Consider the following 24,265-nt stretch of genomic DNA (forward strand, 5'->3'; position numbering starts at 1 on the left):
CTGGCGGCGCGCGTCCGCACCACCGTTCTGCCGGTGTCTTGACGGAAAAATTCGGTCTCCCTTGGATGAGCCGGGAGGGCGGCGCCGCGCGCTCCTTTGCTCGCCGCGCTCCATGCCAGGTTCTTCGATGGGGAAGGAACACTCATGGAATGGCGAGGCAGACTGGCGCGGTTCGCCGTGACGGCGTTGTCGGTCGGCGTGCTGCTGACCGGCGGGGTCTCGGGTGTCGCGCCGGCCGGCGCGGCGACCTCGGACGGCGCCGGACAGGCGCCCGCGACCTACACGAACCCGGTGACCGCCGGAGTGGTGGACACGTTCCCGGATCCGTCGATGATCCGGGGCAAGGACGGCTTCTGGTACGCGTACGGAACGACGAACCCGATCTTCAACAGCAAGGGTGAGCAAGGCGAGCACCTCCTCCCCGTCCTCCGCTCCGCAGACATGGTCCACTGGACGTACGTGGGCGACGTCGTCCCGCCGGACGCGATTCCTCCGTTCTGGCAGGGCAACTCCCGTGCCTGGGCGCCGGACATCCGCTATCTCGACGGCCGGTACCACCTGACGTACGCGCTCTCGACCGGCGGCATCGCGCTGGCCACCGCGCCGACGCCGACGGGGCCGTGGACGCATCACGGTCTTCTCGTCCCGAGCGCTCCGGTGGCCGGCTGCCCGACGGGGAACATCGACCAGGCGCTGTTCACGGACACCGACGGCACGCACTACCTCTACTGGGGCAGCTACGACGTCATCTGCGTCTCGAAGACGAACGCCGACGCGACCGCGCTGACGGGACCCGTCACCCAGGTCGCCCAGGGCCGGCGCATGGAAGGCGCGTTCGTCGTCAGGCACGGCGGCTTCTACTACCTCATGTACTCCGACGGCGGCTGCTGCGACGGCGCGTTCAGCGGCTACACCGTCAAGGTGGGCCGCAGCCAGAGCCCGTCGGGCCCGTTCCTGGACGACACGGGCACCGACCTGATGAACCATTCGAGCAAGGGCGGCTTCGTCCTCGCCCCGAACGGCAACGGGTTCACGGGTGTCGGGCACAACGCGGTCCAGACCGACCTGTCGGGCCAGGACTGGATCGTCTACCACGGGATCTCGAACGCGGACCCCGACTTCCCGCCGGTGCAGACCCGCGCGGGCGTGCTGAATCTCTCCAAGCGTCCGATGCTGATCGATCGGCTGGACTGGATCGGCGGCTGGCCGGTGGTCAACGCGGGCGCGGGCGCGAGCGTCTCGGGTGCGGCGGCTCCGGTGACGACCGGACCGGTCGACGACAACTTCAGCTCCGGACTGGCCGGTTGGGACTCCCGGGGCCCTGCCTCCGTCGGCGACGCGACGGACTCGGGGCGCTTCGCCCAGCTGGGCGCCGGGGCCACGCTCACCAGCAAGGTACGCACCGAGGGCGATCTGCGCGCCCAGGCCGACGTGCGGACGCCGGCGGGCGGCACCGTCGGGCTGCGCGCCGGCGTCAACGGGCGCAACGGCGCGGTCGCGTGGCTCGACTCGCGGGCCCGTGAACTCCGCGTCGAGGTCACGCACGGGGACACGACCGTCCGCTCCTCCTCTCCCCTGCCGGCGGCCTTCGATGCGACCACCTGGAAGGTGCTGACGCTCGACTGGGTCGGTGACGCCGTCACCGCGTCGGTCTCGGAGGACAATCTCATCGATCCGCTCGCGACGGCGACGGTGACGGCCCCCAGGAACGCGGCTCCCGGCGGCGCGGTCGCGGTGAGCGCCCAGGGCGCCGGCGGCGACGTCGACAACGTGAGCGCCGCACCGGCGGCCCGGCCCGTCACCGAGCGCGTTCCCGACCCGGTGCCGGGCCGGCTGCTCACGTCGTACTCCGACGACTTCGACGGGACGGGCATGCCGGGAACGGGCGACTCGGCGTGGTCGTGGGTGCGCCAGCCCGCAACGGGGCCGCGACTGGAGGACGGCCGGCTCGTGTGGCCCACCCAGTCCGCCGAGCTGTACACGGGCAACAACACCGCCTCCGTGCTGCTCCGGGACGCTCCCCGGTCGGACTACCTCGTCGAGACCAAGCTCACCTTCGACGGCACCCGGGCCTCCCAGCAGGCCGGTCTGGTCCTCTACCAGAACGACGACCGGTACCTGAAGCTGGCGCACTCCGTCCTGCCGGAGAACCGCAAGGCCGGCGAGGTGCTGCACCAGACGGAGTTCGGCAAGGAGGCGGAGCGCCCGACGGCCACTCCGCCGCTGGCCGTGGCGAACGGCCCGATGTTCGGCGCGGCCCCCGCGGAGACGACCTGGCTGCGGCTGTACGTGCGGCACGACGCCGCCCATGACGAGTACGACGTGCGCATGGCGTCGAGCACCGACGGCGAACGCTGGGAGTGGGGCGGCACATGGTCGCTGTCGAACCAGGGTGACCTGCGGATCGGGCTCGTCTCCATGAACACCGCCGGAGCCACCGCCACGTTCGACTACGTCCACACCTACGACATGGCCCAGGCCGCGGGAGCCGGCGCCTCCCGCTGACCCCCGGGAGCCGACCGCGGGTGGGGAGCCCCGAACAGGGTCCCCCACCCGCGGTGGTACGCCGTGCCGGCGCATGCCTCGCCGGTCTAGGTGAGGGCTCCCGGCTGGTCGTCGACCAGGATGCGGTCGATGTCGGGGGCGTTGGCGGTGGGGTTGGCGATCTCGATGGTGTTGGTGCCGGCTGCCAGGTGGACGGTCAGGTTCATCACGCCGAGCGTGTTGAAGTCCGTGGTCACCGGGAACGTCAGCGTCTGCGGGGCCCCTCCGTCGACGCTCACCATGGCCTGGCGCGACGGCGGGCCGTTGAGGTAGGCGATGGTCATCGCGTAGTCACCGTCGGCCGGTGCGTTGACGCCGTTGAAGGTCAGCGTCCCGGACTTGCCGATGTAGCCGGCCTTCTTGCCGCCGGAGCACGCCGTGCATCCGGATATCTTCGCCTGTCCGGCCAGGGTGTTCGTCGCGGCCTCGGCCTCGTACGACGTGGCGGACGGGGGCGTGGCGGCGCCGCCGGCGACGGTGAAGCCGTCGAACCCCGCGGTCGCGGCGGAGCCGCCGGCGTGGGAGGTGACGAACAGGCCGGCGTCCTGGGTGTCCGCCTGGCCGGGGACCGTCGCGGTGCCGACGGTGATCCACCCGGTGCCGTCGAAGGAGTAGAAGCCGGTGTACGTGGCGGCGCCGGTCCGCTCCAGCTTGAGGTGCACGGGCAGGGTCATGGGGTGGGTGCCGCCGGCCGGGGCCACGGAGTCGAGATGCGTGCCGCCGGTGCTCGTCCACTGCAACTGGATGCCGCCGCTGGGCGACGCGGAGAGCGCGACGCCCTCCGGTCCGGTGCCCGATCCGGTCATGTCGTTGCGGACGAGGATGCCCGCGGCGCCGGAGCCGGTGAGGCCCTGCTGCGAGGAGACCTCGGTGTCGACGGTCGAGGACGTCCCGACGGCGCCCGGCCGGTAGATCGCGCTGTACGCGTCGCCGGTCGTCGACAGGCCGCCGGTGCCGGCTCCGCTGATGCCGAACTGCTGCCCGGACTCGGCGAAGTGGGACTGCGCGTCCGTCGCGGAGGAGAAGGTGCGGTACGGCGCCCCGACCGGCGGGCTGGTGACGGCGGTCTGCGTCACCGAGGTGCTCTCGGGATGGACGCCGAGCCAGGTGTAGGACGCCGTTCCGGTGATCTGGTCGGTCCGGAACAGCTGGTCCGGCACCGGCGCGACGACCTGGAAGCGGGCCTGCACGGTCTTTTGGCTGCCGACCGCGTCGGCGCGCGTCGGCGTCAGCGGGCGCACCGTCCAGCCCTGGGGCGCGGTCAGGTTCAGCTCCACCTTCTCCACGGGGAGCAGCCCGTTGTCGGTGAAGGTCTCGGTCACGGTGCCGGCCTCGCCGGCCGTCAGGGCCGCCACGCTGCTGACGTCCAGCGAGACGTTCGGCGGCATCCGGCTCGGGTTGCGGATCGGTGAGACGCGGTACATGACCGTGGAGTGCGGAGCGACCTGGGTACTGATCGAGCCCGCGGTCTCCGTGGTGCCGTGCGTCCACAGGTCGCGCAGGGAGTACGCGGCGTGGTCGCCCGGCAGCCCGGCGGCCTGCGTGGTGGTGCTGATCGTGGCCGGGGTGTCGGTCTGGTTGAACAGGGCGACGGACACGTCGCCGTTCGCGAGCGGCTTGGCGAGCACCCAGTGCCCGTCGCCGCTGCTGACGATCGTCGCCTGCCTGCCCAGCGGGTCCTGGTCGACCGCGATGACGTCCGCGTTGGTGTAGACCGCGAGCGTGGCGGGGCTCGCGGTTCGCAGGTCGGTGCCGGCGATCAGGGGGGCGGCCATCTCCGACCAGAGGCTGAACTCGCTGCGGTACTCGGCGTCGGTCTGCCCGCCGTTGCCGATCTCCAGCATGTCCGGGTCGTTGAAGGCGCCGGGCTTCGCGAGGCCGGCGAGCTGCACGTTCTTGGTGAAGTTCGCCACCATGCTGCTGTACAGGTCGTGGATGTCGCCCGTGGTCCGCCAGACGTTCCCGATCTCCGGCCAGGCCGAGTTGGGCACGCCGAAGTCGGTCTTCTCGCAGATGCTGAAGAGGATCGGATGGCCGGTCTGCGCGGTGGCCTTCTGCAGGGCGTCGCGCATCGCGGTGTACCGGGCGATGGTGGCCGGGACGTTCTGCTGGTCCGCCGGCTGGTTGCAGTCGTCGTCCTTGAGGTAGTCGACCCCCCACTGGGCGAACTGCAGGGCGTCCGCGTCCTCGTGGCCGAGGCTGCCGGGGAACCCGCCGCTCTTGGAGCAGGTCATCGTTCCGGAGTCCTCGTAGATGCCCAGCTTCAGCCCGTCGTTGTGGACGTAGTCGGCCACCGCCTTGATCCCGTCGGGGAACTTCGCCGGGTCGGGGACGAGATTGCCGTTCGCGTCGCGCTGCTTCAGCGCCCAGCAGTCGTCGATGTTGACGTACGTGTAGCCGGCCGCCTTCATCCCGTTGGCCACCATCGCGTCCGCGGTCTGCTCGATCAGCTGCTCGCCGACCCCGCAGCCGAAGGCGTTCCAGTCGTTGAAGCCCATGGGCGGCGTCGCGGCCAGCCCGTTGTCGAGCGCCAGGGCGGGCCCGGCGGTGGCCACCGGGACGGCGACCGCGCCCAGCGCCGCGAGCGCGGTGGTGGTCAGTACGGCGAGTAGCTTGCGCATCTCAAGGCTCCTCAACCCAGTGTCGGGAGACCGATCTCGACCGGTCCGAGGGTGCGTGCGGTTGTCGCGGGAGAGCCGGTGACCGGCGCGAACGGCAGCTGCGGTGCGCCGTCCCGTTCGATGAGGTAGGACTGGCCGGCCCGCAGCGGCACGGTGAATTCGGACGCGGAGGTCGGGGCGACCACCGTGCGGCCGCCTGCGACCACCGTGACCCGCTGACCGGGCCACGGGTTGCGCACCTGCTGTGCGACGTCCGCTCCGGCCTCGATCGCGACCGTCTCCGGCACGCCGTCACGGACCTGTACGTCGACCTTGCTGCGGTGCTGGATGAACACGGTGGCGTCCGCGTTCCAGCCGGTGGGCAGCGCCGGTGCGATGCGCAGCAGGCCGTCGTAGTCCTGGACGAGCGCGTCCTGCAGCGCCGTCGTCACGACCCCGCCCTGCTCGGCGTAGGGCTCCTTGTAGCTGGCGCCGAACGACGCGAGGCCGGAGGGGCGTTGCTGGTAGGTCTTGGTGAGGTCGACCAGGGTCTTCGCCATGTCGTCGCCGAGACCGAGCCTCGCCGCGTCGATCGGGTCGAAGCTCCAGTCGTTGTGCTCCACGTAGGGGCGGTCGGTGTAGGTGCGCTTGGCCAGCTCCGAGAGCGGGCCGCTGTCGCCGATCAGGCCGTAGGGCCACACCGGTTCGAGGCCGAGGTTCTCCGCGTTGTGGGTCTTCGCGGCCTGCTGGCCCGACTGGCCGATCACGTCCTGCCCGGTGCTGTCGGCGTCCGGGCCGAGCTGCTGGGTCATGGTCGCGGCGTCGGTGCGCGGGTACGGCAGGACCTTCGGCAGCGCCGCGGTCAGCGCGTCCACGAGGTCGGGGTCGCGGTGCAGGAGTCCCGCTGCCCGGATCACGAGGGGGAAGACCGCGGTCATCGCCGTGATGTCGGTGGTCGGGTCCTGGACGTCCCACTGGGTCTCGTGCGCGTTGGACGGGCTGGTGTGCAGGAGCCCGTCGGTGCCGACCTTGGCGTACGACAGCATGAACCTGGCCCAGTCGGCCATGCCCGGGTAGTTCTGCCGCAGGAAGGCCAGGTCGTCGGTGTCCTGGTAGGTCTGCCACACGAACAGCGCGACCTCCGCGCCCGTGGTCAGCGTCCTGGTGTTGTAGTTGGCCGGCCCCTGCGCGCTGCAGTTCAGATAGGGGTTGGCGCCCCACTGGCCGGCTGCCAGGTGCACCTGGACGCCGACGCCGTTGAACCGCATGGTCTCCGGCGTGCACGCGCCGTCCGAGCCGGGGAACTGCCCGGCCGTCCAGGCGCGGGTGTCCGGCAGGGCGTCGCGGTAGAGGGCGAAGTAGCCGTCGTTGTTCGCGTACGCTCCGGCACCCATGTTGGCCGTGACCAGCATCCGCAGGTTCCAGCCCCAGTACGAGGCCGGATCCCAGGAGTGCGTGTCGCCGGAGGAGTCGAACAGGTCGGCGACACCGGCCTGCGAGCCCGGACGCACGTTGCCGCGCTCCGCGGCTGCCGTGAACAGGCTGATGGTCCGCAGGTTCGCCAGGTACTGGGCCGAACCGTCCGCGGAGGACAGCCCCATCATCCCGACGCCGTTCCAGTAGTGGTGCCACCAGGCCGCGGTCTCGCCGGTGGCGCCGCCGCCGCTGCCGGCCAGCAGCCGTGCGGCGGTGGCCGTCGCGTCGCCACCGGTCCACTGCGGCGAGGCGACGACGATGCGGAACGAGCCGTTCGGCTTGGGCCTGACGCTCACCTGCACCGTCAGCGGGTCGACGACGTCCGCGTGCACGTCGCGTCCGGCGGCGGTGATGGCGGCGAGCGAGCCGAACGTCCGGCCGCTGGCGCCCGGTTGGGTGTCGTCCTGCCACGTCTGCGCGAGCGTGCCGATGGCGCCGTCGGCCGATGCGGTCGGCGTGCGCGGCTGCCACAGGTGCAGTTGCGCCGTCTGCGCGGTGTCCGGGTCGGCTCCGGTGACGTCGATGACGAGCTGGTCGGAGTCGGCGCGGACGTAGGTGGTCGCCGTCATGCCCCCGCCGGTCTGGGTGAACGCGCCGTCGTAGAGGTCGAGTCGGCCCTGGTAGTCGGAGGCGCCGGTCAGCTTGGCCAGTCCCGGTACGACGACCTGGCCGGGCGACAGCCGGTCGGGCAGGGTGTCGGCCCTGTTCAGCTGGGCGGTCAGGCCGTTCTCGTCCCACACGCCGGCGCCGAGGCCGCCGTTGCCCAGCGGCATCGCCTGGGCCGGGGCCTTGTTGGGCTGGCCGAGGACCACGTCGGAGCTGTGCACCATGCCGGGAACGTCGACGTGGAACGAGCCGTTCTGCCACGCCGTGGTCGGCACGGTGGATGCGCTCGCCGCCGGGGCCTGCCCGATCAAGGCGACGGCCATGCCGTAGGCGAGCAGCAACACCGAGATCGACCTGCGGGTTCTCCAACCACCGTGGCGCATGAGACGGCTCCGCTCGCCGCTGGGCAACAAGACAGCGTCAGAGAAGCACCAGACATCGGATGAGTCAAGGAAAGTGACCGCATCACATGCGCAATGCCGGGCGTTTCGCCCCAGATAGATCGGGGGTTTCTCGATTGTGGGTTCCGAGGAGTTGACGGCGGCAGCCGGACCGGCCCGGGAATTGCCCGGCCACGGGCAATCCTCTCGACGCCGGGCCCTTTTCGACGATTCATCGGATGAATCCGTTGACTCAGCGGTCGATCACCCGTAGAACATGGGCACTCCCCCCTCCGAGCAGGGCACGTTGCCGTCGACCATGCTGAGGAGCCGCTCGTGCATGCAAAATTGACCAGATGTCTGCTTCCGGTACTTCTCTCCCTCGGGCTGGCCGCGGGGGTTTCGCCCGCGATGGCCTCGCCCCCGCAGGAGGCCCCACCGGGCGCCACCGAAGATGCTGCGGCCACTCCGCCCATGGGCTGGAGCAGTTGGAGCGCGCTGCGCGAGGGCAGCAGCCTGACCCAGGACGGGATCAAGGCCCAGGCGCGGGTCATGCACGACGAGTTGCAGCGGTACGGCTACCGGTACATCAACATCGACGCCGGATGGTCCGACCACCTGGACGCGTACGGGCGCGACGCCTGGGACACCACCCGCTTCCCCGACGGCCTCCCCGCGCTCGCCGCGTATCTGCACGGCCTGGGCCTGAAGTTCGGCATCTATCTGACGCCGGGCGTTCCGATCCAGGCGTACCAGGAGAACCTGCCGATCTACGGAACTCCGTACCACATGCAGGACATCGCGGATCCGACGCAGCCCGGCAACACGAACAACGACTCGTACCACATCGACTTCAGCAAGCCGGGCGCGCAGGAGTACGTGCAGAGTTACGCCGACCTGTTCGCCTCCTGGGGCGTCGACTACATCAAGATGGACTTCGTCGGCCCCGGCGGCGGCGTCATCCCCGCCGACAACCGCCCGGACATGCAGGCCTGGCACCGGGCCATCGTCGCCACCGGGCGCCCGATGCACCTGGAGCTGTCGAACTCGCTCAGCATCGCCGACACCGCCACCTGGGAGGCCACCAGCAACGGCTGGCGCACCGGCGGCGACATCGAGTGCTACTGCGGCGTCAACGGATCCAGCACCCCGCTGACGAGCTGGCAGAAGACGTCGGCCAGGTTCGACCAGGTCGCGAACTGGCAACCGTACGGCGGCCCCCAGGCGTTCAACGACTACGACTCGATCGAGGTCGGCAACGGCGACGACGACGGGCTGACCCCCGACGAACGGCAGACCCAGCTGAGCCTGTGGTCGCTGGCCGCCTCTCCCCTGCTCCTCGGTACGGACCTGACCAGGCTCGACGCCGCCGACCTCGGCCTGCTGACCAACCGCGACGTGATCGCCGTCGACCAGGACGCCATCAACGCGTCGAGGGTGAGCAAGACAGCCACCGCGCAGGTCTTCGCCAAGACGGAGCCGAACGGCACCGTGGTCATCGGGCTGTTCAACACCGGGTCCACCGCGCAGGCTGTCTCCGTCGACCCGGGCACAGCCGGTCTGCCCGCCTCCGCCTCGTACCGCCTGGACAACCTGTGGACGCACGAGGTGACCCGGTCCTCAGGCGGCTCGATCGCCGCCTCCGTCCCCGCCCACGGCGTCGCGCTGCTCCGGGTGCGCCCGTGGACCACCGACAAGGCCGCGGCCCGCCCGCAGACCGGGCTGGCGGTGACCGCGCCCGACACCCTGGCGGCCGGTCAGCAGGCCACCGTCGCGGCTGACTTCACCAACTGGGGCACCACGGCCGCGACCGGCGTCCACGTCGCCCTGGACCTCCCGAAGGGGTGGACGGCCACCCCCCAGTCCCCCACCTCGTTCGACTCCGTCGCGCCCGGCGCGACCGTCCGCGCCAGCTTCGGCGTCACCGCGCCCGCGTCCGTCACCGAGCTCTTCCCGACGGCCCGGCTCGACGCCACCGCCGGCTTCGTGTGGAAGAACGGCAGCGACACGGCAGCCGGCGGAACGGCCGCCGGGCACACGTCGATCGTGCTGGAGGCGCCCGTCCAGGCCCCGTTCCACACCTTCAACTCCACGCCGGAGCCCGCCCACTTCTCCCAGGTGGGCCCCGCACTGAGCATCCGCGCGGCCGGCGCCGACGTCTACGGGTCGAAGAACGAGTACGGGGCCCTCTACGTCCCCGGCGCGGAACACGACGGTTCCACGACCACGGTGCGCGCCACCTGGCAGCGGTACCAGAACTCCGGAGCCAAGGCCGGAATCATCGTGCGCAACGACATCACCGGCGCGAGCAACTCGCCCGGCTTCGTGACCGTGGGAGTGAGCGCCAAGAAGGGCTACTTCATGCAGTGGGACTCCAACGGCGACGGCCGGCTCGACTCCGGCACCGCCGCCAACGGCTCGGGGGTCGGCAAGCCCGTGCTGCCCAGCTGGATCCGGCTGGTCCGGTCGGGCACGACGTACACCGGTTACTACTCGACCGACGGCACCACGTGGACCAAGCTGAGCACCGCGAACGTCCCCTCCGCGGCGGCCACCCAGGACGTCGGCCTCTTCGGCACGGCCAAGAACCCGGGCTACCCGAGCCAGGACGACTTCGCCGACTTCTCCACCAGCGCCGGCTGACGAAACACCGTGTGATGTCGCGGGGCGACGGCACCTTCCCGCTTTCGGGGTGCGTCGCCCCGCGGCATCGTTGTGTGTCCCCGAAGCCGGGCACACTGCGGCGCGGGCTCCGGTCCGGGTCCGGGTCCTGACCTGGCCCGGGTCCGGGTCCGCTACCCGGCGGCGGGAGAGGTGAGGAAACGGCCCAGTTCCCGTGCCACGGCTTCGGGCTGGTCCAGCATCGACAGCACGTAGGCGTCGGGCACTTCGGCGTACCGCCCTGCGGGCAGGAGCTGTGCCAGGCGCCGGCCGTGCTCGGTCGGCATCACCCGGTTCGCTGACCACAGGACGAGCGCCGGCCCGGTGAACCCGCGCAGCGCCTCGGTGTCGCGTACGAGTTCCTCCTTGTCGAACGGCCCGTTGCAGTAGGCGCGGAGGTCCCGCCGGATGCCGGGGTCGGCGAGCAGGGGTTCGGTCCAGTGCCGGATGAGCTCGTCCGGCACTGGGCGCCGGGCCATCTGCCCGAACAGCATCGGCAGCCGGCGCAGCGGGCCGATGCGCAACTGGCGGGCGGCGAACCCCAGTCCGCCGGGCATGCGGGCGGCGAGTTTCACCATCGTGCCGGGCAGCCCGGGCGGGAAGTTGTCGAACGCCTCGCAGGGCAGGATCACTTGCCGGGCCACGCGCTGGTCGCGGCCGCGGGCGGTGAGGAACAGTGCTCCGCCCCAGTCGGTGTGGACCAGGGTGACGCCGTCCAGGCCGAGCGCGTCGAGGAAGTCGGCGACCAGATCGACCTGTCCGCGCAACGTGAGATCCGCGTCCGGTTCCATCGGCCGCCGGTGCGCCCCCAGGGGCAGCACCGGCCGTACGTAGGTGAACCCCTCCGGCAGGAGCGGCAGTACGCGATCCCACACCGTGTGGTCCATCATCAGCCCGTGGAGCAGGACGACCGGCGGCCCTGATCCCGTCACGTCGTATGCGACGACACCGGCCGGCACCTCGACATCCCGCATGGCAGTCTCCAGGAGAACGGTCTCTCCAGATAGGGGGCGCGTCCCTCACCCTACGGTGCCCCGCCGGACGGCTCCGGGTCAGGACCGCGCCCGTGGGAAAAGCGGTTGACGCCGATCGGCGCCCGGCGGTCGGATGACGTGCCATGAGCACCGAGCCGCCCATGCATCCCGGCATGCACCCCATCGACGACGGCCTCGTGCGACGGCTGGTCGCCGGGCAGTTCCCGCGGTGGGCGGGGCTGGCGGTGGAGCGGTGGCCGTCCGGCGGCACGGTCAACGCCATGTACCGGCTGGGCGACGACATGGTCGTTCGGCTGCCGCTGCTGGAGGGCGGAGCCGAGGACGTGCTGGCGGAGCGGACCTGGCTGCCCCTGCTCGCGCCCCGTCTGCCCACGGCCATCCCGGAGGTGCTGGGGGCCGGCGAGCCCGCCGAGGGGTATCCGTGGCGGTGGTCGGTGTACCGGTGGCTGGCGGGGGCGAATCCCGAGGCAGGGGCGCTGGAGGAACCGGTGCTGCTGGCCCGGGATCTGGCCGGGTTCGTGGCCGCGATGCGGAGCGTCACCCTGCCGGGGGCGCCCGGTGCCTACCGTGGCGGGCCGGTCGCCTCGCTGGACGCGGCGACCCGGGCGGCGATCGAGGAGTTGCGCGGGACCCCGGCCGAGGGCGTCGACTGCGATGCGGCGGCCGCCGTCTGGGACGAAGCGCTGCGGGCCCCGGGCTGGGACGGGTCGCCAGTCTGGCTGCACTCCGATCTGACGCCGGGCAACCTGCTGGTCGAGGACGGCAGGCTGGCCTCGGTGATCGACTTCGGGTGCACGGGCACGGGGGATCCGGCCTGCGACCTGTTCCCGGCGTGGAACCTGCTGCCGGCCGACGCCAGGGAGGTCTTCCGTGAGGCGCTGGGCGTGGACGACGCGACCTGGGTCCGCGGCCGGGGCCGGACCCTCTCGCAGGCCCTGGTCGCGCTGCCGTACTACCGGACGACGAACCCGGCGATGGCGACCAACGCGCGGCACGTGATCAGGGCGGTGCTGGACGAGAGCTGAGCTCTCCGAAGGGCGTTCCGGCACCGCCCCGCGAGGGCGTGGGTGGATCAGGCAGCGGGCAAGGGGCTGCTACCGAAGTCCACCTGCGGCGTGCCGCCGAGTCCGTGCCCGATGCCGCCGGGCGAGCGGGCCCCGACGTCCCCAAGTGCGGGCTCCTGCACCGCTCTTGGGCAGCCGGCGCCCGGCGCCACAACCGGCGTGCGCGGCCGCGGGAGCGCCGGGCCCGCTGCTACGGACAGTATTCGTCGGGCTCCTTGCCGCGCCTGAACCGGGCGAAGAGCACCGGGGAGTCCCACCCGGGGCGCTCACCGCGCATCCAGTCCTCCACCGCCGGCGTCGGCGGGTGGCGCACGCCGCCGACCACGTACAGGGCGACGCCGATCACCGCGCCCGCGATGGAGATCGCGAAGCAGATCCACAGTGCCGTCCTCGTACCCGCGTCGAGGTCGGGTCCGACGGTGGCGGCCACGTACAGCAGGATCGGCGCGACCAGGAACGCCGCGACCGCGCGGACGAGTTCGATGATCGCGAACACGCGCTGCACGTTGTTGGAGCGCAGCGAGAAGCCGGCGATGAACAGCGCCGGGACGACCGAGGCGCCGACGCCGATGCCGACAAGTCCCGAGCCGACGGCGGTGAGCACCCCCGTGGGCGGGGCGGCGGCGTTCATGAGCGCGATGCCCACGATCAGGAAGCTCATGCCGACGAGGACGTAGTAGTGCAGCGCGCGGGTGCGGAAGATGACGCTGAAAGCAGCCGCGGTGACCACCGCGCCGCCGAACTCGGGGAGGTACAGCAGCCCCAGGTGCAGGGGGCTGTAGTGGGGTGAGAGCACGGTCAGGGTCAGCGAGATCGCCGACACCGACGCGGCCGCCGCGCAGATCGCGGCGATGATGCCGGCGACCGGCAGCGTGCTGGCCAGGCTCCTGACGCACAGCAGCGGGTACTTCGCCGTGTACTCGTGTACGAAGAGGACGACGATCAGCAGCAGCCCGCCGAGCAGGGGCCCGCACGCGGTGGGATCGAGGAACCGGTGCGTGAGCAGCCGCGAGGCGCCGAAGAACGCCGCCACGCACCCCACCGTCGCCAGCCCGAGCGCGAGGTAGTCGATCGGGGCGCCCGGATTGACGGGCGGCGTGTCCCGGAAGGTCAGCAGGGAGAGCACGAGCGCCGCCAGCGCGATCCCGGCGATGATCCAGAACAGCGGCCGCCAGCCGTGGGCGTTGGCCTGGATGCCGCCGATCACCGGGCCGAGCGCGACCGCCCCGAAGATGCACACGTTCAGGATCACCACGGTCCCGCGCAGCCTGTCCGTCGGATAGTCGATGATCAGCGGCGGCACGGCGGCGATCAGCAGCAGGCTCGTGCACAGTCCCTGCAGGACGTGCCCGACGATGAACATCGAGGGGTCGACGGCCGCGGCGGTGAGCACCGAGCCGATCACCAGCAGGCAGCCGTAGACGATCAGCATCCGCCGCTGGTGCAGACGCTGGGCGAACTGCACGGCCAGCACCGTCCCCACCGCGTAACCCGCGTTGGCCATGCCCGTCGTCACGCTCATCGCCTGCGGGCTCATCCCCAGTTCCTTGGCGATGTGCGGCGTGAGGGGCCCCAGCGCCGCCGAGAGGGCGAGGTACGGCACCAGGGCGAACACCACCATGGCCGCCACGACGGGATAGCGGCCGGCGAGCGGACCCTGTCGCATCGGGCATTCTCTCCTGTTCGGCGGAAACGAGGACATTGCGGCATGCAGCCACCATGCTGGCCCGCCACCGCCGCCCCGGCGCCGAGCCCAGCCGCGATGTCACCCGATCGACGCTCAACTCCGTCCGCCGCAGCTCCGGGCACCGGCCCGGTCGGCCGGCCTGCTGGGTGGCGGTCCCGCCCACGTCGAGCGCTCGTCAGAATCCGCCGGGCCGGTGGCGGTCCGATGGTGGCTCCGCCATCGTTGAACGGCCCGCGTGTCACTGAACCGCGGCCCCGCTCGGGGCTCGCGCTTCCCCTGGAGAGCCGACCCATGTCCGACCTTGCCGACGAACTCACGGCCGCGTTGAGGCGGTACGAGCAGGCGACCAACAGTCACGACATCGACCGCGTCGTGCCGCTGATCGCCGAGGACGCGACGTACTGGTTCTCCGACGGTTCCCATCACGGACTGGACGAGATCGCCGGGGCGATCAAGCGGACCTTCGACGCGATTCGCGACGAGGAGTACGAGATCAGGGATCTCGAGTGGGTCGTCCTGGCCGACGATCACGCCGTCTGCCGTTACCGCTTCTTCTGGACCGGGGCGGTCGACGGCCGGCCCCGGTCCGGGGCGGGCCGGGGCACGAACGTGCTCGTGAAGCGGGACGGTGCGTGGAAGATGCTGCACGAGCACCTGAGTTCCTGATCCGCACGGGACGCCAGGGGGCTGGAACGGTGTGGGGCTGTGATCCGTCGCCGCTACCATCGCGGCACCACACTGCCTGGGGAGGGAACGGGGATGGGAGTGCTGTCGTCGCGCGGAAGGCGGTTGCGTCCGTGGGCGTCGCGGCGACAGCCGGGCGAAGACGTCGAGGTCGCGTACGGGCAGAAGCTGCTCGCGGACGGATCGACCGTCGAGGCGGAACGCTGGCTGCGCGAGCGGCTGACCGTCCGGGAGGGCGTGCGGAAGCCGGAACCCGGAGGGCTGCGCAGGGTCAGGCTCGCGCTCGCCGACACCCTCCTGGCGCTCAACCGGGCGGAGGAGGCCGCGGCCGTCCTCCACGCGGCCCGCACCGATGCGGATGCCTACCGGTGGTCGAGGCCCTTCACCTCGACGGCACTGCGCAGCGTGTCCGCGTTCGTGGCGATCCTGTGCGGGCGGGACACCGAGGCGGAGGCGGAACTGGACGCGATCGCGGCCGAGTTCCACGCCACACCCGCACCCGGGCCGCGGATCCTCATGGGGTACCTCCACAGCCGGCTGGTCGTTCTGGCCCTCCTGAGCCATCGGGGACGCTTCGCCGAGGCGCTCGCGGCAGCGGACGAACTCCTGCCCCGCGCGGCCGCGACGGTGGGTGTCGAGAACGGGTTCGTGGACGAGGTCCGCAGGGGCCGGGTCTTCGTTCTGGCCATGCTCGGCAGGTACGACGAGGCGGCAGCCGAATGCCGGGCCTTGCTGGCGCCCCGGCCAGGAACGGACGGGGACAGCGACGCCCAGGACACAGCGACCCTCGGCCTGGCCCACTGCCTCGTCGCGCAAGGCCGCTCCCAGGAGGCGGAGGCGGCCGTGCGCGGCCCGCTCGACCGCGCGGAGCGCGTGGAGGGCCGTTGCAGCCGCGAAGCGGTGATGCTGCGGCGTGCGCTCGCCGAGGCGGTGGCGCGGCAGGGGCGCTTCGAGGAAGCGCTCGCCCTTGTCGAGGGGCCGCCCGCGTGGGGCGTCGTCGACGCCGGTCACCACGAACTCGTTCGCGCCGAAGCCTTGCTGGGGCTGGGCCGCCGCGAGGAAGCGGAAGCCTCGGCCGCCCAGGCGCTGGCCGCAGCCACCGTGAACCACGCCCCTTGCCACGTCCGGATCCTGGAGATCCGCACCCTGCTGGCACGGATCCGCGCCTCCGCCCAGGAGTTGGACGCCGTCACCGCAGACTGGGTGACCCATTACGGCCCCGACCACCTCCGCACCCGTGCCGCCGCCGCCCGATAGAGGAAGGCACGCGAGGGCCGTGTGACGGCTGGGAGCCGCGCTCCACCATCCCGCTGGCGAAGGGGAGTTGAAGGTGTGCGACCATCCCTCTCGCACACACGACGGCACAAGGGGACGCGCGTTCGGCCGCTCGATCGGTACGGAGGACGCGTGTCCGGGGGGAAGTGAGGGGTCATGCGGGGAATCCGGGCGGTTGTGGTCTCGGGCGGGGGCATCGCCGCGCTCGCCGTGCTGGCGGTGAGCGGCTGCTCCGCGTCGTCGTCGGCTCCGCGCCCGGCGGCCGTGCATCCGGCGCGGACCGCGGCCGGCGCATCCACGTCGCCCACCGCCGATGCGCCGAGCCCCACGGCGTCCTCGCCCCGAGCTTCCGCATCCCCGACGCCCTCGGCAACGCACCGGACGACGTCCGCGCACACCGCCAGGCCCGGCGCCCGGAAGCCGGCACCCGCCGCCTCGCACTCGCATGCGCCGACCGCGCAGGACGGGCTCAAGGAGGACCCGGGCCCCCGCCCGACCGGACAGCCCACCGGACCGGGGACGCACCCCGAGCCGGGTTCGTCCGCGCCCGGCCAGGGCCCCTCCCTCTACCCGCCGGCCACGCCTTCCCCCCGCACCGCGCCGCCCAGCCCCTGACAGCCCCGCCGCCGGGGGCCGCGCCCCCGTTCGGCATCGCCTTCGCCGCCCGGACTCCGGCTGGCCGGCCTCTCCGCGAACCTCGACGGCCGGCGGCCGGTGGCCCGTGGCCGATCCGCGCAAGGAGACTCCCGGTGCGTCCCGGTCGCGCTGGACAGCCGGGGGTGCCCATTTGGCGGGGACCGGGTCGCGCGGCGCATCGGTGGCCTGGAGGGTGGCCGTAGGTGCGGGCTCATGGCCTTGGTCGAGCGTGAGGGCGGCGGCATGGCGGAAACGGTGGAGTTCAGGACGGCTACCCCGTCGCGGCGAGCGCGGCGGACTCGCCGGGCGGCGGTGCGCTCGCTGTTCGAGAAGCTGGAGCCGGACGGTGCCGGCCACGTGGACCTGTGGTTCGGGCCCCAGGAGCCGGACGGTGCGGAAGGCCGCTGGGTGCAGACGGTGCCCGGACGCGGCTGGTTCGCCTACTTCCGCATCTACGGTCCCCGGCAGGCGGCCCTCGACGGTTCCTGGAAGCCGGGCGACTTCGAGCGGCAGCACTGACCTGGAGGCCGGGCGACGTCGACCGGCTGGACTGACCGTCCGTGCACGGCGACCGGAGGGAGCGGGTCGATGGGTGGCGCGATCGGCGGGATGCTCGCGTCGGCGGTGGGCATCGCGATCAGCCCGCTGCCGCTGATCGCGGTGATCCTGATGCTGGCGACGCCGAAGGGGCGGACCAACGGCGTCGCGTTCACGGTCGGCTGGCTCGCCGGGCTGGCCGTGGTCGTGGCGATCGTGGTGGCGGCCGGAAGCGGCCTCACCACCAGCGGCGAGAAGCCCACCTGGGCCTCCTGGCTCAAACTCGCGCTGGGCATGCTGTTCCTGCTGCTCGCCGCCCAGCAGTGGCACGGCCGGCCCCGCCAGGGCCGTGCCGCGCCTCCCCCGAAGTGGATGCGGGCCCTGGACCGGTTCACGCCCGGCAAGGCGGCCGCCCTCGCGGTCCTGCTCGTCGTCGCGAACCCGAAGAACCTCGTCCTTGCGGTCGGCGGCGCGGTGTCCATCGCCACCAGCAGCGCGACCGGCGGCGGCAAGACGGCGGCCGCCGCGCTGATGGTGGTCATCGGCTCGCTGTGCACGCTGCTTCCGCTCGGGGTCTACCTCGTCGGCGGGGACCGGTCCGCCGCCGTCCTCGGCGGCTGGAAGGAGTCGATGGCCGCGCACAACGCCGCGATCATGACCACCGTGCTGGCCGTGCTCGCCGCCAAGTACGTCGGCGACGCCATCACCTCACTGACCTGACGCACGGGAGGCGGATCCCGGTCCCGGTCCTGATCCGCGGCCGGTCCCGGTCCCCCGCCTCCGCCCGACTGCCGCACGTGGAGGGAACGATGGTCGCGACGACACCCGACACCTCCGCAGGGCGCGCCTGGCCGGTGGCCGGCTGGCTGCGGCGGTACCGCTGGAACCGGCTGGGCCCCGACTCCCTCGGCGCGGCGACGGCCTGGGCGCTGATCGTCCCCGAGGGCGTCGCCTACGCGCAGATCGCCGGCGTCCCGCCGCAGAACGCCTTCTACGCCGCCCCGGTCGCGCTCCTCGCGTACGCGCTGTTCGGCACCTCGCGCTTCCTGGTCGTCGGCGCGACGTCCGCCGCCGCGGTGCTGTCCGGCGCCACCGTCTCCGGCCTGACCGGCGATCCGGCACAGGCCGCCGCGTTCTCCGCCGCGCTCGCCCTGATGGCCGGCACGGCCCTGGCCGTCGCGGGCCTGTGCCGGCTCGGGTTCATCGCCGACTTCCTGGCCGAGCCCACGCTGGTCGGCTTCCTGTTCGGCATGGCGCTCACGATGATCGTGCGTCAGCTCTCCAAGCTGACCGGCCAGTCCACCGGCGACGGCGACTTCTTCCAGCGGCTGTGGCACGTGCTCGCGCACATCGACCTGTGGAGCTGGACGACAGTCGCCGTCGGCGCCGCGGCGATCGCCGCGCTGCTGCTGCTCGAACGCTTCCTGCCGAAGGTCCCCGCCGCGCTGGTCGTCCTGGTCGCCGGCATCATGGTGTCCGCCGCCGCCGGCCTGAAGGACCACGGCGTCGACATCGTCGGCAGGATCCCGCGCGCGCTGCCCACGCCCGCCTGGCCCGACGTGCCGCTGCACGACTGGCTGACCATGCTCTCCGGCGCCATGGGGGTGGCGCTGATCTGCTTCGCGGAGGGCTTCTCCATCGCCGGCAGCTTCGCCCGCAAGCACGGCGACAAGGTCGACGCGAGCCGCGAGATGACGGCGATGGGCGCGGCCAACGCCGCCGTCGGCCTGTTCAGGGGCTTCGTGGTCTCCGGCAGCGCCTCCCGCTCGGCGGCCGCGGAGGGCGCGGGCGGCAGCAGCCCGATGGTGTCCGCCGTCGCGGCCGTGCTCGTCCTGGTCACCGGCGCGTTCCTCACCCCGCTCTTCACCGACCTGCCCGAGCCCGTGCTCGGTGCCATCGTCGTGGTCGCGGTCCGCGGATTCCTCGACGTGGGCGCGATGCGCCGCTACTGGAACCGCGACCGCCCCAGTTTCGCCGTCGCCGCGACCGCGCTGCTCGGCGTGCTCGTCTTCGACCTGCTGCCGGGGCTGCTGCTCGCGGTCCTCCTCTCGCTCGCCCTGTTCATCGCCGCGGCCAGCCGGCCCGAGCTCTCCGTCCTCGGCCGCGTCCCCGGCACCACCGTCTACGCCGACGCCGAGGCCCACGCGGCCGAGACCTTCGACGGCCTGCTCCTGGTGCGCCCGGACGGCACCCTCTTCTTCGGCAACGCCGCCCGCGTCCGGAACGAGATCGGCGCGCTCGCCGCCGAGCGGCGGCCGCGCGTCGCCGTGCTCGACCTGACCGCCAGCTACCGGTTCGGCGTCCAGGTCCTCGACACCCTCGGCGAGCTGCGGGAGGAACTCGCCCGCACCGGCACCGACCTGTGGCTGGCCCGGCCCCGCCGGTGGACCCGGGCCTTCATCGAATCGAGCTCGCTGGGCGCCCGGTTGGGCCCCGACCGGATCTTCGACACCGTCCACGACGCCGTCACCGCCTACGCGGCGAGCGGCGCCGTGGACGCCTACGAAAGGAGCTGAGCGGCAGGCCATACGCCGGGCGCCCGGTTCCGCTCCCCACTGCCCGTCGATCGAAGACCCCGCCCCGCGCCGGGATCACCACGGTGCGGGGCGAGGGGCGATGCCACAGCCAATCCTCACTGTCAGAGGGTGGCGAGGTCGACGGCGCCGGCCATCGCCTGAGGGTGGTCCGGTGGGAGGTGCCGGGTGCGGGGGCCGCCGCGGGCGCGCGGCCCCCGCACCGGGATCAGGTGACGGCGAGGCCGAACACGTGCAGCCGGGTGCCGGCCTGGTCGCCGCTGGCGGTGGCCGGGAGGGTGACGTAGGCCAGGGTCCTGCCCGCGGCCAGCGGCACCTGCGTCGCGTAGACGCTGACCGCGATGCCGGCCGGATAGCCGCTGCCCGCCGGCCGGTTCCAGGTCGGCGCGGTCGCCACGAGGTCGTTGCCCGGCAGCGGGGTGCTCGGGGTCCAGTTGGTCAGCGCGAGGGTGAACGGCTCGCTGCTGCCGTCGGTGTAGGTGAGCGTCCCGGTGCCGGAGCCGCTGCCGTTGTTGGCCGCGCCGAGGACCCACAGATGCGATCCGCTGCCGCTCACCGCGATGTGCTGCCCGGCGGCGACGACGTTGTCGGGGCTGCCGGCCGCGGCGGCCGGCCAGGTGAGCGCCGCGGGCCCGTGGGGGACCGGCTGCCCCGGTGTGAGGCCGACGCCCGCGAGCGACTGGGCCGAGTAGCTGTAGCCGGAGCCGTCGAAGTTCGCCTTCTGCGGTGCCGAGTCGTCGCTGACACCGGTGTTGTCGAAGGCGGCGGTGACCGAACCGAACAGCAGCGGCAGATCGAGGGAGCCGCCCTGGAGCTGGTAGTCCGTGCCTGCCGCGGTCACGGTGCCGGTCAGGGCGATCGAGGAGGACCTCGCGTCGTCGCCGACGGCGACGGTCAGGTCCCTGGTGACCGTCGACCGGGGCGGGATCACCACGGAGGTCTGCCCGGGGGTGACGGTCACCCCCGCGGGCGCCGCGGTCGCGGCGCTGACCGTGACCTGCTGGTCGGTGGTGTTGCGCAGGCTGAGCGTGGCCGGGTAACTGCCGCCGGTGCGCGCCAGTTTCGCGGTGGAGGTGAGGGTCGCCGAGACCAGCGGACCGACGGTGGTCCTCAGGCCGCTGCCCGCGCGGTAGCCGCCGTCGGCGGTCGCCGACGCGGTCAGCCGCCACAACCGGGCCTGGGCGCCGGGCGGGGGCGTGACCCGCCAGGAGGTCCGGAGCAGGTCGCCGGGGGCCGCCGCGTCGAAGGCCGCCGTGCTCAGCGCCTCGGCGGTCCAGCCGGCCGGCAGGTCGAGGCCGAGCCTGACGTGGTGGAGGGTCTGGGTGCCGCCCGCGGTGAGCGTCGTGGTGACGACGTTGCCGTGCGCGGGGTCGAGGGTCGCGGGTGCCTTCGCGGTGACGGTCCTGGCACCGGTCGAGCGGTGCAGCGTGTAACTGCCGGTCAGGGGGAGGTCGCGGGAGGAGTCGCCGACGAGGATCCGGTAGGTGCCGTCGTTGGTCCGCCACGCGTGCGTGCTGTCGTCCCAGGTCCTGAGGTCGGAGGCGGCCAGGGTGAAGGTGACGCGCTGCGACTTCCCCGGTTCCAGGGTGATCCGCTGGAAGCCCTTGAGCTGCCTGAGCGGTTCGCCGGCGCCGGCCGGGTCGCCGACGTAGAGCTGGGCCACCTCGCTCGCGGTCCGGGTTCCGGTGTTCTTCACCGTCGCCGCGACGCGCACCGGCCCCGCCGCGTTCGCCGTGCCCGGGGACACGGCGAGTCCGCTGAAGGAGAACGTGGAGTAGGTCAGACCGTACCCGAACGGGAACAGCGGGGTGAGGTGGTGGTCGTCGTACCAGCGGTAGCCGACCTCCAGGCCCTCGCTGTAGTGGTAGTCGGTGGTGTTCGTGGCGACGTCGACGGTGCCGGGGTAGCGGGACGGGTCGGCGGTCGGCAGCTGGTCCATGCTCGCCGGCCAGGTCTGCGGCAGCTTCCCCGAGGGGTTGACGTCGCCGAACAGGACGGAGGCGAGGGCCGCCCCGTTCTGCTGGCCGCCGTACCAGGACTCCAGGACGCCGTCGACCGAGCCGAGCCACGGCATCAGCACCGGCGCGCCGGTGTTGAGGACCACGACGGTGTGCGGGTTGGCGGCGGCGACCGCCTCGATCAGGTCGTCCTGGGCGCCGGGCAGGGTGAGGTTCTGCCGGTCGCCGTCCTCGCTCTCGTCGTCGTTGACGACCACGACCGCGACGCTGTCCTGCTGGGCGGCGGCCGCGGCCGCGGCGATGGCGTCGGTGTCGGGGGCCTGCCAGCCGAGCGTGACGGAGCCGTTCGCCGGCGGGGTCTCCGGCGTGCCGGCGACCGGGCCGTCGGGGCCGTTGACGGGCTGGTAGTTCTCCACGGTGATGGGCGTCCTCACGCCGCCCTTCAGGTGGATCGCGGAGACGCCGGGACCGTACTGGGCCCAGTCCTGGAAGACCGGCTGCCCGCCGAGGGTCATCCGCACCCCGCCGGTGTTGGCCATCGAGAAGGTGTAGGTGCCGGTGACCGGTGCGGTGAGGAAGCCCTGCCAGCGCACCGAGAAGCCGGCGCCGTTGACGCCGGGGCCGGGCGCGGCCGTGTAGTGGTCGTCGATCGCCGGCTCGACGCGGGTGAGCGCGGGCGTGCCGGACAGGTCGAGGTTGTTGAAGTAGGTCGCGGTCAGGCCCTGTTGCCCGTCAGCGGTGGTGAAGCGGGCGGAGGGGACCGTGGGCAGCTTGTCGGTGACTGCGGGCACCCGCAGCCCGCCGCGGGCGACGGCGGTCTGCCCGCCCTGGTCGTCGGCGGTGTACGCGTTCAGCTCGGAGATCGACCACCAGCTGCTCGCGGACCCGGTCTGCACGATCTTGAGGTAGCGGGCCTGCTGCGCCGGGAACGTCGCGGTGATCACCTGGCCCGAGCCGGTGCCCTCGGCCACCGGGTCGCCCCAGTTCGTGCCGTCGGCGCTCAGGTAGATCCGGTAACCGCGGGCGTAGTCGGTGGCGTTGCCGGCGTCCAGGGTGATCCGGTCGAGGAGGTGCGCGCCTCCCATGTCGGCGGTCACCCACTGGCCGTCGGCCATCGGCGTACCGCTGGACCAGCGGGTGGCCGGGTTGCCGTCGAACATGTTGCCCGGCTGGTCGGAGGCGCTCGCGGAGGAGGACGCCGCTCCGGTCCAGGAACCGGCGGTGTCCACGCGAACGTGGCCGCCCGCGCGCTTGGCGATCCCGTCGGCGACGGTGACCACCGACGACGCGTCGGCCGGCACGTGGGAGCTGCCGCCGCCCCCGGTGATCGGCGCCTCCTTCGCCGCGGCGCCGATCACCGCGATCGACGGGGTCGACGACGCGTCCAGCGGGAGCAGGCCGCCGTCGTTCTTCATCAGGACGGTGCCCTCGGCGGCGATGTCCCGTGCCGTGGTGACGTGTTCGGGCGTCGTGGCGGTGGCGCCGGGGGATCCGGCGGTGGAGTCGAACAGGCCGTAGGCGAACTCCTCGGTGAGCAGACGTGCCACCTTGTCGTTGAGCACGGCCATGCTGACCTGCCCGGAGCGCACCGCGTCGGCCAGCGGCTGCCCGAAGTTGCCGGGGGCGGGCATGGTGAGGTCCAGCCCGGCGTTCGCGGCCTGCACGGTGCTGCGGGCGCCGTCCCAGTCGGTCACCACGAACCCGTCGAATCCCCAGTCCTGCTTGGCCGTCTGGTTGAGGAGGGAGGAGTTCTCGTTGTCGTGCACTCCGTTGACCAGGCTGGTCGCCGCCATGATCGAGGCGGCCCCGCCGTCCTGCACAGCCTGCTTGAACACCGGGTAGTAGATCTCGTTGAGGGTGCGCTCGTCGACGATCGCGTTGCCGTTGTTGCGGTTCTGCTCGGTGTCGTTGGCCACCAGGTGCTTGAGGTCGGCCATCACGCCCTTGGACTGCACGCCCTTGACGTACTGGGTGACCATCGCCCCGGCCAGGTACGGGTCCTCACCGGCCATTTCGAAGACCCGGCCGCCGCGCGGGTCGCGCACCAGATTGGTGTCGGGCCCGAGGTTGACGCTGATCCCCTTCGTCCTCGCCTCGGCGCCCACCACCTGCCCGTACGCCTGCTCGGCCGCCGGGTCCCAGGTCGCCGCGGCGGCGACCGGCGCGGGCATCGCGGTGGTCCCGCCCATCACCACGCCCGCGCCGCCGTCGCTGAGGTTCAGCGCCGGGACGCACAGCCGCGGGATGGGCGCCACCACACCGGCGTAGCCGGGCAGTTGGCTGCCGTGGGTCATGGACAGCTTCTCGTCCGTCGTCATCCGCGCGAGCACCTCCGCGGCACGCTGCGCGGGCGACGCGCTCGAGCCGACCCACGGGCAGGCGGCGGAGGCGGCGGCGTCCGCGACCGGGCCTGCCGCGGCGGGGAACTGGCCCGCGGCCACGGTGAGCAGCGTGGCCGCGGCCAGCGCGCCGGCCGCCGCGCCCGCCCTGCGCCGCGATCGTCTCCGGGGGGATCCCCGGTCGGGCTCGGACTTCTCGACGGGATCGGACACGGGCGGGTCCCCTCTCTGGGCGAGCGACACACGCGGAGACACACGTGTGCATAGAACGATTCAACCGGGTCGCGCA

13 protein-coding genes are annotated in these 24,265 nt (G+C 72.5%); 8 read left to right on the forward strand and 5 right to left on the reverse strand.

Translation table 11 applies throughout. The features are described from left to right. Window positions 1-144: 144 nt before the first annotated feature. Window positions 145-2,505: a family 43 glycosylhydrolase gene (locus ACH4TG_RS07570; RefSeq protein ID WP_398241240.1), complete on the forward strand. Its 2,361-nt coding sequence runs from the start codon at window positions 145-147 to the stop codon at window positions 2,503-2,505. Window positions 2,506-2,591: 86 nt separating this feature from the next. On the opposite strand, the gene ACH4TG_RS07575 is transcribed toward ACH4TG_RS07570, so the two are convergent. Together ACH4TG_RS07575 and ACH4TG_RS07580 are read right to left on the reverse strand one after the other, a co-directional pair. Beyond that, complete coding sequence (locus tag ACH4TG_RS07575; RefSeq protein WP_398241241.1) at window positions 2,592-5,165, reverse strand: NEW3 domain-containing protein; 2,574 nt, start codon at window positions 5,163-5,165, stop codon at window positions 2,592-2,594. Window positions 5,166-5,176: 11 nt separating this feature from the next. Then, window positions 5,177-7,609 carry a glycosyl hydrolase family 95 catalytic domain-containing protein gene (locus tag ACH4TG_RS07580; RefSeq protein WP_398241242.1) on the reverse strand — a complete coding sequence of 811 codons (2,433 nt, stop codon included), beginning with the start codon at window positions 7,607-7,609 and terminating at the stop codon, window positions 5,177-5,179. A gap of 471 nt (window positions 7,610-8,080) precedes the next feature. Between ACH4TG_RS07580 and ACH4TG_RS07585 the strand changes: the two genes are divergently transcribed. Beyond that, on the forward strand, window positions 8,081-10,249 hold the full coding sequence (locus ACH4TG_RS07585; protein ID WP_398241243.1) for an NEW3 domain-containing protein: 2,169 nt from the start codon (window positions 8,081-8,083) through the stop codon (window positions 10,247-10,249). Window positions 10,250-10,401: 152 nt separating this feature from the next. Here the strand turns inward: ACH4TG_RS07585 and ACH4TG_RS07590 are convergent, their stop codons facing one another. Next, window positions 10,402-11,241 carry an alpha/beta fold hydrolase gene (locus ACH4TG_RS07590; RefSeq protein WP_398241244.1) on the reverse strand — a complete coding sequence of 280 codons (840 nt, stop codon included), beginning with the start codon at window positions 11,239-11,241 and terminating at the stop codon, window positions 10,402-10,404. A 161-nt stretch (window positions 11,242-11,402) separates the two neighbouring features. Here ACH4TG_RS07590 and ACH4TG_RS07595 point away from each other — a divergent pair, with 161 nt between their 5' ends. Beyond that, entirely contained in the window at window positions 11,403-12,287 is an 885-nt protein-coding gene (locus ACH4TG_RS07595; RefSeq protein ID WP_398241671.1) for an aminoglycoside phosphotransferase family protein, read from the forward strand. A gap of 229 nt (window positions 12,288-12,516) precedes the next feature. On the opposite strand, the gene ACH4TG_RS07600 is transcribed toward ACH4TG_RS07595, so the two are convergent. Continuing rightward, window positions 12,517-13,992 carry an MFS transporter gene (locus ACH4TG_RS07600; protein ID WP_398241245.1) on the reverse strand — a complete coding sequence of 492 codons (1,476 nt, stop codon included), beginning with the start codon at window positions 13,990-13,992 and terminating at the stop codon, window positions 12,517-12,519. A 312-nt stretch (window positions 13,993-14,304) separates the two neighbouring features. Here ACH4TG_RS07600 and ACH4TG_RS07605 point away from each other — a divergent pair, with 312 nt between their 5' ends. The 5 genes from ACH4TG_RS07605 to ACH4TG_RS07625 all read left to right on the forward strand — a co-directional run bounded on the left by ACH4TG_RS07605 (window position 14,305) and on the right by ACH4TG_RS07625 (window position 19,661). Further along, window positions 14,305-14,679: a YybH family protein gene (locus ACH4TG_RS07605; protein ID WP_398241246.1), complete on the forward strand. Its 375-nt coding sequence runs from the start codon at window positions 14,305-14,307 to the stop codon at window positions 14,677-14,679. 93 nt (window positions 14,680-14,772) lie between these two features. After that, window positions 14,773-15,954: a hypothetical protein gene (locus tag ACH4TG_RS07610; RefSeq protein WP_398241247.1), complete on the forward strand. Its 1,182-nt coding sequence runs from the start codon at window positions 14,773-14,775 to the stop codon at window positions 15,952-15,954. Between the two features lie 867 nt (window positions 15,955-16,821). Then, window positions 16,822-17,127, forward strand: coding sequence for a DUF1214 domain-containing protein (locus ACH4TG_RS07615; protein ID WP_398241248.1), 306 nt, complete (start codon window positions 16,822-16,824; stop codon window positions 17,125-17,127). Window positions 17,128-17,196: 69 nt separating this feature from the next. Then, complete coding sequence (locus ACH4TG_RS07620) at window positions 17,197-17,865, forward strand: GAP family protein (RefSeq protein WP_398241249.1); 669 nt, start codon at window positions 17,197-17,199, stop codon at window positions 17,863-17,865. Window positions 17,866-17,954: 89 nt separating this feature from the next. Continuing rightward, window positions 17,955-19,661: a SulP family inorganic anion transporter gene (locus ACH4TG_RS07625; RefSeq protein WP_398241250.1), complete on the forward strand. Its 1,707-nt coding sequence runs from the start codon at window positions 17,955-17,957 to the stop codon at window positions 19,659-19,661. Between the two features lie 226 nt (window positions 19,662-19,887). On the opposite strand, the gene ACH4TG_RS07630 is transcribed toward ACH4TG_RS07625, so the two are convergent. Continuing rightward, a complete protein-coding gene (locus ACH4TG_RS07630; RefSeq protein ID WP_398241251.1) occupies window positions 19,888-24,189 on the reverse strand; it encodes a glycoside hydrolase family 3 C-terminal domain-containing protein in 4,302 nt (1,433 codons plus the stop codon). Between the last annotated feature and the right edge of the window lie 76 nt (window positions 24,190-24,265).

Source organism: Streptomyces sp. NPDC020917, assembly GCF_044333795.1.
GTDB lineage: Bacteria > Actinomycetota > Actinomycetes > Streptomycetales > Streptomycetaceae > Actinacidiphila.

Excerpts from the sequence above, each read along its gene's own strand:
- ACH4TG_RS07570 (WP_398241240.1), top strand. The coding sequence starts at position 145 with ATGGAATGGCGAGGCAGACTGGCGCGGTTCGCCGTGACGGCGTTGTCG.
- ACH4TG_RS07575 (WP_398241241.1), bottom strand. The coding sequence starts at position 5,165 with ATGCGCAAGCTACTCGCCGTACTGACCACCACCGCGCTCGCGGCGCTG.
- ACH4TG_RS07580 (WP_398241242.1), bottom strand. The coding sequence starts at position 7,609 with ATGCGCCACGGTGGTTGGAGAACCCGCAGGTCGATCTCGGTGTTGCTG.
- ACH4TG_RS07585 (WP_398241243.1), top strand. The coding sequence starts at position 8,081 with ATGGGCTGGAGCAGTTGGAGCGCGCTGCGCGAGGGCAGCAGCCTGACC.
- ACH4TG_RS07590 (WP_398241244.1), bottom strand. The coding sequence starts at position 11,241 with ATGCGGGATGTCGAGGTGCCGGCCGGTGTCGTCGCATACGACGTGACG.
- ACH4TG_RS07595 (WP_398241671.1), top strand. The coding sequence starts at position 11,403 with ATGCATCCCGGCATGCACCCCATCGACGACGGCCTCGTGCGACGGCTG.
- ACH4TG_RS07600 (WP_398241245.1), bottom strand. The coding sequence starts at position 13,992 with ATGCGACAGGGTCCGCTCGCCGGCCGCTATCCCGTCGTGGCGGCCATG.
- ACH4TG_RS07605 (WP_398241246.1), top strand. The coding sequence starts at position 14,305 with ATGTCCGACCTTGCCGACGAACTCACGGCCGCGTTGAGGCGGTACGAG.
- ACH4TG_RS07610 (WP_398241247.1), top strand. The coding sequence starts at position 14,773 with ATGGGAGTGCTGTCGTCGCGCGGAAGGCGGTTGCGTCCGTGGGCGTCG.
- ACH4TG_RS07615 (WP_398241248.1), top strand. The coding sequence starts at position 16,822 with ATGGCCTTGGTCGAGCGTGAGGGCGGCGGCATGGCGGAAACGGTGGAG.
- ACH4TG_RS07620 (WP_398241249.1), top strand. The coding sequence starts at position 17,197 with ATGGGTGGCGCGATCGGCGGGATGCTCGCGTCGGCGGTGGGCATCGCG.
- ACH4TG_RS07625 (WP_398241250.1), top strand. The coding sequence starts at position 17,955 with ATGGTCGCGACGACACCCGACACCTCCGCAGGGCGCGCCTGGCCGGTG.